The organism is Novosphingobium sp. UBA6272, from assembly GCF_002440635.1.
Lineage (GTDB): Bacteria > Pseudomonadota > Alphaproteobacteria > Sphingomonadales > Sphingomonadaceae > Novosphingobium.
In genome coordinates, this window is record NZ_DJUW01000020.1 from 1 (window position 1) to 11,301 (window position 11,301).

Here is an 11,301-nt window from a genome sequence, read left to right on the forward strand (position 1 = left end):
CGCAATGAGTCCTGAGCCTAGGTGTCATTCAGCTGCAACAAAACCACGTTGAGCTGGCACAGAACAATCTGAGCACGGCTATCGCAATCAAGCGCAAGTCGATCCGGCTCACAGACCGTACGCACACCGGCTGGTTCGATTTTGCCATTGCCCTGTCGTGGACGGCCCAGGCTGAAGAGCGGCTGGGAAATGTCGCTGCGGCGCAGAATTTGAGAGCGGAAGAGCAGGACATCTATCGACGCATGCTGGCCGATGATCCGGACGATCAGTTAGTGACCTCAACCTTGACTGTCAGTCGCTTCAAGCAGGCTGAAGCCATGCTGCTGCAAGGCGAAACCGACAAAGCGTTCAGCATTGCGCGTGAGGCTGATTCAAGAGCGGCCAAGTCATTCCAAACCGACCCTGCAGACCCCATTTTGTTGGAAGATGCTGCCAACGCGGCAACGATCCTGGCGAAGGCCGCCCTTCAGAGCGGCAACCTCGTGCAGGCTGGAACTGCGGCGGATCGGGCGTTGGCTCTTTCGGAGCGTTTGGCCGCCGTTGATCGATCGATCCCGAAATGGAATGGAGTTATGCTAGGGCAAGCGCGCCTACTTGCTTATACAATACGAGCGCGGCGTGCCTCGGGCCAAGCCTGCCGAAGGGCACTTGCCCCGGTTGAGTCCGAATCAATCCGGCTCGACGCGCTTTTTTCCGCCGACAGAAGCAATCTGAAGTTGGGCTTGGTAACCGCGCGAAGTCAGATCATGCGCGCCGACCTGAGCGCGCTGTCAGGGGACTTCACCACCGCCGAAGCCGGCTGGCGCAAGGCCGCAGCGACCTTGACCTCTGCCTACAGAACGGGTGGTCCGATCAGGGATCCGGCCGGACTGCGGTTGATGGAGCAGATTCAGCAGCGGCAAAGCATGCCACGCGCGGCATTTCTTGTCGGTACCAGCGCAGGAATCTGCCGGTAGCGTCTTTCAGGTTTAGAGCGGTGTGCGTTTGATATGAACCACTCCGCCCCAAAACCCGATCATCCTGAGCCTGTCGAAGGATTGTTCTTTTCTTCGTGCGCCGTGCGCAACCGATTGGAGAAAAACGATCCTTCGACAAGCTTAGGACAGTCGGGCTTGGGGATTAGGATTTTTCACAATTCAAGCGTTTTGCTTTGGATCAGCCATGCCGGTGAAGTATCGCATCGAGCCATAGCCAGAACGACGAATCGATCGACGAACCGCTCGAAGCAATAGATGGCTTGATCACAACACTGGTATGACCCGCCTGCGCCGGAACAGCATAGGAGAACACCGAAATTGCCGCGACTGCAGCAAGCATTTTATGTTTCATCATCCATCTCCCACTATTATTGATACAGGAACGGACGATGGATTAATGAAATGCTTTTGGCGTCAAGTATGGGATGAGAAGAAGTTTGGAGACGTTCCAATTCAGATTCGAACCGCCTCCAGACATCGTTCAATCAACCCGGGCGTATCATAACGCTAGCGTGGGTCATCGGATCTGGCCGCTCGTTGAACACAATGGTTTGCGTGGCGGTGCGGTTCGATTCGTTTTTGTACTCCAGAACAAGGCCTTGGTAGCTGGCATTGTTCTGATAGCCCTTTGCATCCTCAAGGATCTTGACGATCTGGTAGTGGGCTTCCTTGAGCGGCGGGTTGATGAAATGACCCGGCTCACCCAGGATCACTACGCTGACTGGCTTGCTGGCGGGTGTGCTCTTGGGGATTGTGACCGTGACCGGATCGGTTCCTGTGCAGACTTTTTGAAGGTCGGCTCCACTCATCGGGGTCATGGTCGTGCCCTTGAGCAGGAAGCCGTCGGTGCACTTTGCCGGAATCGATTCTGTATCGATCATCAGGATACAGCCCGATTCGGCATAGACCTGGGCGATGTCCGATGCTTCGGTGCTCATCATCGGCAGCAGGGTGGTGTGAAAAGATACGACTGTCCCGTCAACCGACGAACAGTACCCACCAGTGATCTCAACGCTTTGCGGCCAATTCTGTGTGCCGATCATCTTGCCAGCAGCGCCTAGATAAATTGGCAGGTTGGGAGCGATGGCGTGTTGACCGGAAATTTCGAAACACGAGGTGTTTCGGCCCGGCACCCCTTTGCCGTCTGCCCAGTAACCCGACACCTCGAATGCGATCCCGTTGACGGTCAGGGTGCCTGCCATCGGCCCAAGGTTTCCGGCGCTGGTCTGAAGGATGATGTTGCCATCAACGCTTTCCAGGTTCCAATTCAATCTCATTTGAAGTCTCCCATATGCGTGTTCGCCGGGTTTCAAGTGACGAAGGCTGGACAAGAAGGACGCCGGGCCGATCGAATTGCCTGGTCTGCCCCGCGCGTGAAACCGGAGCGGTGAATTCGTCAGTCCCGATTCCATGGAGGAACTCTACGCCACAACTGGCCTGCGGTCCTTGGCCAAATACTGAACTTTCCTGAAGTCTGTCGGGCCACAGCTGAAGTGATCGCGTAGGGCCGGTCAGGAAGTGCAGTCCCGGCTCCAAACCCGCAGCCGAAAGCCCGCGCTGGCCTGAACAAAAGGCAGCGCGGGCTCGGCTGGCCGATTGGGCCTAGCCCGGCCGGATCATCACACTCGCATGGGTCCGATCCCGGCCATGGTTGAAAGTAATGACCTGGGTCTGCGAGCGGCCCACGCCGGTCCAGCCATTGTAGTACTGCAGCACCAGCCCGACCGTGTTGCCCGGGGCCTGACCGGTCGAATCGAACAGTACCTTGGCAATCTGGTGGTGCGCTTCCTTGAGCGGCGGGTTGGCGAAGTGATCGGCGGGGGCGCCGAAGACGATGCAGACCGGGCTGCCATCGGGCGCTGCGGCCGGAATGTTGATCGTGATCGGACCGGTTCCGGTCAAAATCCCTGCAGTCGAAACCGACTGTCCGCCGATATAGCAGGCTGTGCAGGTCAATGTATCGGTTGATGCATCCAGCACTATGATGCAGCCCGATTGGCCATAGGCCTGGCTGACATAACCGGGGGCATCGAGCGCCACGGGCAGCAGCGTCTGGTTGAAGGCATTGACCACCCCGTCGGTCACCGAACAGGCCGCGCCACCGATCTGGACGGCGAAGGGCCAATCGCCGGGGCCGGACATGTTCCCCGCCGCAGCGATAAAGTGCGAATCCACGTTCGGGGCCTGGCCCGAGACTTCGAAGGCCGAGAAGTTGCGGCCCGGCACCGAGCCGGAAGCGGCCCAGCGCCCGGAGATACCGTAGCTCTCGCCGCTCTTGACCATCGAGCCGCTGACGCCGCCATCGCCATCGACGTTGAAGTTGATTGAAACCGTGCCATCAAGGCTGCTCAGAATCCAAGGCATAGCAATTCTCCCATTTGGTTGAGGTGGCGCGGGACAGGTCGGGTCGCTTGGCCTGCCCCGCGCCTGGCACCGAGGCTGCGAATTCGCCAGTCCCGGTGCCATGGCGCAGCTATGGCCGCTCGCGCGGCGCAAAGCCTTGGCGCGAACCTGAAGTTTCCTGAATCTTGCCCGACCAAGTCTGAATGGACGGGCTGCCATCTATGCATTAGGCCCTAGCCGTCTGCTGGGTCGCGCCGGGGGGCATGAATGGGAGATTCTGCGCAGTTCAGAATTGGCCGCCTGGTTCTCCAGTCAGGGCGCCAGCTACTCGACCAAGGTCAACGTGTGCCGCTGGGATCGAAAGCGCTCGCACTGCTTTCCGCGCTGGCCGAAGCGCGCGGACAGATGGTGACCAAGGACGAGCTAATGGAAGCGGTCTGGCCCGGCGTGGTGGTCGAGGAGAACGCGATCCAGGTCCACATCGCCGCACTGCGCAAGGCGATGGGTGCTGAAGCCCCGCGGCTGACCACGATCCGGGGTTTGGGTTACCGGCTCGAAATGGGCCCGTCTGCCGCTGAGCCGATTATCGCGCCGGATCATCCCGCCGGGCAGATCGTGCTGGCCGTGCTGCCGTTCGACAACCTTTCCAGCGATAGCGAGCTGGCCTATTTCTGCGACGGGGTTTCGGAAGATATCCTGACCCGGATCACCCGCCACGCGCGCCTGACCGCGATCGGCCGCACCTCCAGCTTTCAATTCCGCGGGAGCGACAAGGCGCAGGCCGCCGCCAGTCTCAAAGCCAGCCACTTGCTCGATGGTTCGATCCAGCGCGCGGGCGGACGGATCCGGGTTTCAGCGCACCTTATCGACTGCGCCAATCAGACCAGCCTGTGGTCGCAGCGGTTCGACCGCAGCCTTGAAGACATCTTCGCGGTGCAGGACGAGATCGCCGAAGCAATCGCCCAGGCGCTCGAGCTGGAATTTGCCGCCGACGAGCTCGCTCCCGTCGACCCCGCGATCTACGACCTTTACCTGCGCGCCAAGGAACGGGTGTCCAATCCGCAGGCGATGGAACGCAACCTTGCAAGCCTTGAGCAGGTCACCCGCAAGGCCCCCGATTTCGGACCGGGCTGGGCCACACTGGCCTATCGCCGCGCCGAACTGATGATGCATTGCCCCTATGACCGGCGCGGCGAATTCCGCCGCAAGGTCGATGCCGAACGCAATCGCTGCGACGAGCTCGATCCCGGGCACCCCGATCTGCTGGCCGCCCGCTGGGTGCTGTCGCCGCCGTTCGGCGCGCTGGCCGAACAAGAGGCACTGCTGGCAACCGGAGCAGCGATCAATCCCGATTTCGTCGACCTTTTGACCACGCGGGCCTATTTCCTCGAATGCGCCGGGCGCAGCGCAGAAGCGGCAGAGGAAGCCGCCCGCGCTGCCCGGCTCGATTCGCTCAACCCTTTTGCTATGGGTCTGTTGGGCCAGGCACTGTGGTTTGCCGGGCAGTATGACCGCGCCATCGCTACGCTGGAATTTGTTCGCAACAAATGGCCAGACAGCCACCACAGCGTGGCGGTGCTGATCCAGGCCTATGTCCACCGGCAGGACTGGCAGACGGTAGAGCGGCTCACCGACCCGGTGCGGCTGGCGGTCCATCCCCTGCGCGAACATGTCGGCGTGGTGGCCTTCGCGCGGGTGATGAAAAGCAGCGATCCGCGCCATCGCCGCGCCATGTTCGATATGATCGCCAAGCGCGCCGAGGCATCCGGCTGCATCGATCCGCAAGTCGGGGTGGTTGCCGCCGAGCTGGGCTTTGTCGATGATACTTTCGATCTGCTGGCACGCAGCCGGTTCGGTCCCTGCGGCGGTCCGCATGACGTGTTGGGCACCCATGCCTATCGCACCCTGCTGCTGTTCCCTCATGCCTACCAGGTGCTCCGGTCCGATCCGCGTTTCGTTTCAGTCTGCGCAAGGCTGGGACTGGTGCGCTATTGGCTGCAAAGCGGGCACTGGCCCGATTGCGTCGACCAGGTACCCTATGATTTCCGCGCCGAGTGCCAGCGCTCCGCCGATGTTCCGGTCGATCGCTGGCTCTGATGCACCTTCCCCGAACGGGCCTTCTGCCCTAGGGGCGCGGACATGATCCGCGTTACCGACCTGGCCCTGCCGCTTGACCATGCCTCCGAGGCGCTGGAGGCCGCGCTGTGCGCCCGGCTGGGGATTGGCCGCCCTGATCTGGTCCGCTTCAGCATCGCCCGGCGCGGTAACGATGCGCGCAAGAAGCATGCGATCAAACTGGTCTATGCGCTTGATGCCGTGGTGGAGGACGAAGCTGCGGTGCTCGCCCGCCACGCCGGCGATCCCCATGTCCGGCCCGCGCCAGACACCACCTACAGGTTTCCGGTCATGGCGCCCGAGGGCTGGACCGGCCAGCGCCCGGTGGTGATCGGGGCGGGGCCGTGCGGCTTGCTCGCCGCGCTGATCCTGGCGCAGATGGGTCTGCGGCCGATCATCATCGAACGCGGCAAGGCGGTGCGCGAGCGGACCAAGGACACCTGGGGCCTGTGGCGCCGCGCAGTGCTGAAACCGGAAAGCAACGCCCAGTTCGGCGAAGGCGGCGCCGGGACCTTTTCCGACGGCAAGCTCTACAGCCGGATCAAGGATCCGCGGCATCTTTCCCGCAAGGTGCTGACCGAGTTCGTCAAGGCCGGCGCGCCCGAGGAGATCCTGACCGAGGCCCATCCCCACGTCGGCACATTCCGCCTCGTCACCATGGTGATGAGCATCCGCGAGACGATCGAGGGACTGGGCGGGGAATACCGTTTCGGCACGCGGGTAGAGGACTTCGAAGTTGCAGACGGCCAGTTGACCGGACTGCACCTTTCGAACGGCACCTTCCTTCCGGCCAGCCACGTCGTGCTTGCGGTCGGCCATTCGGCCCGCGACACCTTCGAGATGCTTCACCGGCGCGGGGTCTATATCGAAGCCAAGCCGTTCGCCATCGGGGTACGGATCGAGCACCCGCAGGGCTGGATCGACAAGGCCCGTTATGGACCCAGTGCCGGCAACAAGATCCTTGGGCCTGCGGCCTACAGTCTGGCCCACAAGGCCTCCAACGGCCGCTCGGTCTATTCGTTCTGCATGTGCCCGGGCGGGCGCGTGGTCGCCGCGACCAGCGAAGAAGGGCGGGTCGTCACCAACGGGATGAGCCAGTATTCGCGCGCCGAATTCAACGCCAACTCGGGCCTGGTGGTCGATATCAGTCCCGAACGGGATTACCCCGGCGGGCCGCTGGCGGGAGTGGAATTGCAGCGCAGGCTGGAAGCCCGGGCTTTCACCGCCGGAGGATCGAACTATCACGCGCCGGGGCAGAAGGTAGGCGATTTCCTGGCCGGAAAGGTCGGCACAGCGTTCGGCAGCATCGAGCCGAGCTATAAGCCGGGGGTCAAGCTGACCGATCTGGGCACCTGTCTGCCGCCTTTCGTGATCGACGCGATCCGCGAAGCGCTCCCGGTGTTCGGGCGGCAGATGCCGGGCTATGATCATCCGGATGTGGTGATGACCGGGGTCGAAACCCGCACGTCCAGTCCGGTCCGGATCAAGCGCGGCGCGGACCTGCAAAGCATCAACACCCGCGGGCTCTATCCGGCCGGCGAAGGCGCGGGCTATGCCGGGGGCATCCTTTCCGCCGCGGTCGACGGGATCAAGGTGGCAGAGGCACTGGCGCTCGATCTGGTGAAGGCTTGAGCCACTACGACGCCATCGTGCTGGGCGCGGGCGCGGCCGGGCTGTTCTGCGCTGCCGTAGCCGGACAGCGCGGCAAGCGCGTGCTGCTGATCGATCACAACACCGAGCCGGGCCGCAAGATCCTGATCTCGGGCGGGGGGCGGTGCAATTTCACCAATCTGCACACCGCGCCCGACCGCTTCCTCAGCGCCAATCCGCATTTCGCCAAGTCGGCGCTGAGCCGCTTTACGCCGCGCGATTTTCTGGACCTGGTCGAGGCCTATGGGATCGCCTGGCACGAAAAGACCCTGGGGCAATTGTTCTGCGATGGCTCGGCCCGGCAGATCGTGGCCATGCTGGTGGAGGAATGCGCCAAGGGCGGGGTCGAGCTGCGTTACAGCGTTTCGGCGGGCGAGGTGGAGCACCGCGACGGGCAGTTCCATGTCGATGGCGCGAGCGCGCCGGCGCTTGTGATCGCCACCGGCGGACCGTCGATCCCCAAGCTTGGGGCGACCAGCTTTGCCTACGATCTCGCCCGGCGTTTCGGCCTCAAGGTGGTTCAGCCGCGCCCGGCCCTGGTCCCGCTGACCCTGGCTGGCGAGGACGCGCTGTTCACCGAACTGTCGGGCGTCTCGGCCGAAGTCGTCGCCCGCTGCGGCAAGGCCGCGTTCCGCGAGGCGGCGCTGTTCACCCACCGGGGCCTCAGCGGTCCGGCGATCCTGCAGATCAGCTCCTACTGGCAACGCGGGCAGGAAGTGCGGATCGACTTCCTCCCTGATGCGGAACCGGACTGGCTGCTGGCGGCCAAGCGCAACCAGCCGCGCGCCGGCTTGCGCAAGGTGCTGCCGCTGCCTGACCGGCTGGCGGCGACCCTCAGCGAGCGGATCGGTCTGCCCGGCGAACTGGGCAATTGCGCGGACAAGGCCCTGCGCGCGGCGCAGGACCGGCTCGGCGGCTGGGCATTCCAGCCCACCGGAAGCGAAGGCTTCGCCAAGGCCGAGGTCACCGCTGGAGGGATCGACACCGCGGGTCTCTCGTCCCAAACCATGGAAGCGCGCAAGGTGCCGGGGCTCTATGCGATCGGCGAGGCGGTCGACGTGACCGGCTGGCTCGGCGGCTACAATTTCCAGTGGGCCTGGGCCAGCGCCCACGCCGCCGCGCAGGCATTATAACGCCGCCGCACAGGCACTATAGCGCCGCTGCGCAGGCATTATAGGCTGAGCACTTCGCGGTTCGGACCAAGCCGCACGGTCAGATCGGCCCGGTCCGGCATTTCCTCCAGAATCCACCGGGTCAGCCGCTCGTAGTGCTGGACGAAGCGCGCCACCTCGGTCGGGCTCATTACCGCTGGGCCGCCCTGCGCGCGCAGCTCCGCCTCCTGCTGTTCGCGCCACCGCGCCACCACCTCCCAGCCCGGCGCGGCGAGCAGGACCAGCAGATCGATCCGGGCGAACAGATCCCGATATGCACCCGCCAGCGCGGCATTGGCATGGCCGCGCCAAACAGCATCGGTGTCTTCCTCCACCTCCAGCGCGTTGACTGGCACTGACAGGTCCACCTGCGGCACGGCACCCAGACACCAGCCTTCAAGCAGCAGGATCTGCGTATCCTGCGGTGCGCGCGGCCAGTCGGCCCCCGGCATACGGTCATCGCGCGCCTTGTCGAACCAGGGCAAGGCCGCCGCCTCACCGCGTTCGAGCGCCGCAATTGTTTCCAGCCCCAACGCGACATCGTGCGTCCCTGGCACCCCGCGCGTGGCGAACAGTGAATGGACTTGTTCGGCGAGCTGAAGCCGCTCGGCCTTGGTCAGGTATAAATCGTCAAGCGACAGCGTGGCAACCCGCCGGCCCGCCGCTTCCAGCCGTTCGGCCAGATGGGCAACCAGCGTCGTTTTGCCCGAGCCCTGCGCGCCGCATATTCCGACGACCAGCAAGCCTTGCGGCGAGGCTGCCGCGATCCGGGCGAGCACGGCGTCAGTCAGGCGCGGGTCGATCATCCCTACCCGCTAGCATTCTGCACCGGCTCTGCACAGCAAGCCAAAGCAATCCCCATGGCCCGCAATCATGGTCTCCACTTCGCCGCGCGATAGGCCGATCAGCGATCGACAGGAGGGATCAGATGCAGGGACTGGGCAAGCGCTGGGACGGAGCCTTCGCGCTCAAGGTGGCAGGGGCACTGGCGGTCATCGCGCTGGGCGACTGGCTGTTCTATCAGCGCACCGATTACCTTGGCGCCTTCGGACTGGTTGGACTGGCAATTGCGGCGGCGCTCGGGCTGACCCGGCCGGCAGTGCAGCGTGACCGGCGCGCGCTGTTCGCACTTGCACTGGCGCTGACCGCTGCCTTCGCGATGATCTGGGATGCCGCACCGCTGCCGTTCCTGCTGTTCTGGGTCAGCCTGGGCCTTGCCACCATGCTCCCCGGCACCGCCGCATTCGATGATGGCTGGCGCTGGTTTCAGCGGCTGTTCGTCCACGGTCTGAAGTCGCTGGTCGGTCCGCTGATCGACTTTTTCAAGATCACGCGAGTCAAACGCCGCCGCCCCGCATCAGGCAAGGGCGCGCGTTACTGGATCAGGACGCTGGCCCTGCCGCTGATCGGATCGGCCCTGATCATGGCGCTGTTTTCCGCCGCCAATCCGCTGATCGAACAGTTCTTCACCGCACTCGACATCACCGTCCCCGAGGAAACCCTGATCCTGCGGGTGATCCTGTGGACCTTCCTTGGCCTGATCACCTGGGGTGTGCTGCGCCCGCGCCCCCCGCGCCACTTGCTGGGAACCTTCGACGGCCGGGGCGACGCCAATATACCAGGAGTAAGCCTCGCCTCGGTCACGATTTCGCTGGTGCTGTTCAACGCGCTGTTTGCGATGCAGAACGTGATGGACAGCGCGTTCCTGTGGGGCGGGGTCAAGCTGCCGGGCGACATGACGCTCGCCGACTATGCCCACCGCGGCGCCTATCCGCTGCTGGTCACCGCGCTGCTCGCCGCAGCCTTCGTGCTGATCGCGCTGCGCCCCGGATCACAGACCGCCCGCAACCCGCTGGTCCGCAATCTGGTGATGGTCTGGATCGGCCAGAACCTGTTCCTGGTCGGCAGCGCGGCGATGCGGACCTGGGACTATGTCGAAAGCTATGACCTGACCATATTCCGGATCGCGGCGCTGCTGTGGATGGGGCTGGTCGCGGTGGGGCTGGTGCTGGTGCTGGTCCGGATGCTGAAGGGCAAGAACGCGGCCTGGCTGATCAACGCCAACCTCGCCGCCACCGCCGCGCTGTTGTTCGCACTGTGCTTCGTCGATCTCGGCACTGTGGCGGCGCGCTGGAACCTGGCCCATGCCCGCGAGTTCGATAGCACTGGCGCAGGCCTCGACTGGTGCTACCTGCGCGAACTTGGTGCTTCGGCCTATGTCCCGCTGGCTGAACTGGAAGCGCAGCAGGGCCCACACAGCGAAAATGCCGGGGTGCTGCGCTGGCAGATCCAGCAACGGATGGAATCCGAGCGCGAGGATGGCGGCTGGACCTTGCTCAACAACCGCCGGCTTGAACGCGCCGAGGCGCTGCTCGGTCCGCGCTTCACCCAGGCCCAACCCTATAAGGAGCTTTGCCTGCGCTATGTCGATTGACCTGCCCCGCGAAACCGCGACAATGATCGCCATGACCCGCCGCGTTCTTCTGGTCGATGACGACCCCCATATTCGAGCCTTGCTGGCCTTTGCCTTCGACAAGGCCGGCTTCGCGGTCGAGGAAGCGGGCGACGGAGAAGAGGCACTGGGCGCGGTCGCGCGGCAGGCTCCCGATCTGGTGGTGCTCGATATCAACATGCCGCGGATGGACGGGCTGGAGGTGTGCCGCCGCCTGCGCGCGAGCAGCGATCTGCCGGTGCTGTTCCTCTCCAGCCGCGACGACGAGTTCGACCGGGTGCTGGGGATCGAGCTTGGCGCCGATGACTACGTCACCAAGCCGTTTTCCCCGCGCGAAGTGGTCGCCCGCGCCAACGCGATCCTGCGCCGCGCCGCCCCGCGTGAGGCTGAGCCAGAGGTGCGCGGCGTGATCGCCAAAGGCCAGCTGCGGCTCGATCCCGAAGCCTGGACCGCGCATTGGGGCGGGGCCGAAGTCGCGCTGACGGTCAGCGAGTTCAACATCCTCAAGGCGCTCGCCCTGGCTCCGGGCCGGATCCTCAGCCGCGACCAGCTGATCGATCAGCTCCACGGACCGGGCTTTGCGATCACCGACCGGACGATCGACAGCCACATC

10 protein-coding genes are annotated in these 11,301 nt (G+C 64.1%); 6 read left to right on the forward strand and 4 right to left on the reverse strand.

Annotation, left to right across the window (positions count from 1 at the left end; genetic code table 11):
- The first annotated feature begins 242 nt into the window (after window positions 1-242).
- Window positions 243-956 carry a hypothetical protein gene (locus B2V17_RS10665; protein ID WP_292997460.1) on the forward strand — a complete coding sequence of 238 codons (714 nt, stop codon included), beginning with the start codon at window positions 243-245 and terminating at the stop codon, window positions 954-956.
- 199 nt (window positions 957-1,155) lie between these two features.
- Here the strand turns inward: B2V17_RS10665 and B2V17_RS10670 are convergent, their stop codons facing one another.
- From B2V17_RS10670 to B2V17_RS10680, 3 genes are all read right to left on the reverse strand, one after another.
- A complete protein-coding gene (locus tag B2V17_RS10670) occupies window positions 1,156-1,332 on the reverse strand; it encodes a hypothetical protein (protein WP_292997462.1) in 177 nt (58 codons plus the stop codon).
- A 130-nt stretch (window positions 1,333-1,462) separates the two neighbouring features.
- Window positions 1,463-2,254, reverse strand: a complete 792-nt coding sequence (locus B2V17_RS10675) for a hypothetical protein (protein WP_292997464.1) — start codon at window positions 2,252-2,254, stop codon at window positions 1,463-1,465.
- A 325-nt stretch (window positions 2,255-2,579) separates the two neighbouring features.
- On the reverse strand, window positions 2,580-3,341 hold the full coding sequence (locus B2V17_RS10680) for a hypothetical protein (protein WP_292997466.1): 762 nt from the start codon (window positions 3,339-3,341) through the stop codon (window positions 2,580-2,582).
- A gap of 246 nt (window positions 3,342-3,587) precedes the next feature.
- On the opposite strand from B2V17_RS10680, the gene B2V17_RS10685 reads away from it, so the two are divergent.
- From B2V17_RS10685 to B2V17_RS10695, 3 genes are read left to right on the forward strand one after another with little or no spacing between them, the layout of a single operon-like run.
- Entirely contained in the window at window positions 3,588-5,417 is a 1,830-nt protein-coding gene (locus tag B2V17_RS10685; RefSeq protein WP_292997468.1) for a winged helix-turn-helix domain-containing protein, read from the forward strand.
- 42 nt (window positions 5,418-5,459) lie between these two features.
- Entirely contained in the window at window positions 5,460-7,067 is a 1,608-nt protein-coding gene (locus B2V17_RS10690) for an NAD(P)/FAD-dependent oxidoreductase (RefSeq protein ID WP_292997470.1), read from the forward strand.
- On the forward strand, window positions 7,064-8,218 hold the full coding sequence (locus B2V17_RS10695) for an NAD(P)/FAD-dependent oxidoreductase (protein ID WP_292997472.1): 1,155 nt from the start codon (window positions 7,064-7,066) through the stop codon (window positions 8,216-8,218). Before B2V17_RS10690 ends, B2V17_RS10695 begins: the two co-directional genes overlap by 4 nt.
- Before the next feature lie 38 nt (window positions 8,219-8,256).
- Here the strand turns inward: B2V17_RS10695 and B2V17_RS10700 are convergent, their stop codons facing one another.
- Window positions 8,257-9,042: an ATP/GTP-binding protein gene (locus B2V17_RS10700; protein ID WP_292997474.1), complete on the reverse strand. Its 786-nt coding sequence runs from the start codon at window positions 9,040-9,042 to the stop codon at window positions 8,257-8,259.
- Between the two features lie 122 nt (window positions 9,043-9,164).
- Between B2V17_RS10700 and B2V17_RS10705 the strand changes: the two genes are divergently transcribed.
- A complete protein-coding gene (locus tag B2V17_RS10705) occupies window positions 9,165-10,670 on the forward strand; it encodes a DUF4153 domain-containing protein (protein ID WP_292997476.1) in 1,506 nt (501 codons plus the stop codon).
- A 31-nt stretch (window positions 10,671-10,701) separates the two neighbouring features.
- On the forward strand, window positions 10,702-11,301 hold a 600-nt coding region (locus B2V17_RS10710; protein WP_292997478.1), incomplete at its 3' end, for a response regulator transcription factor.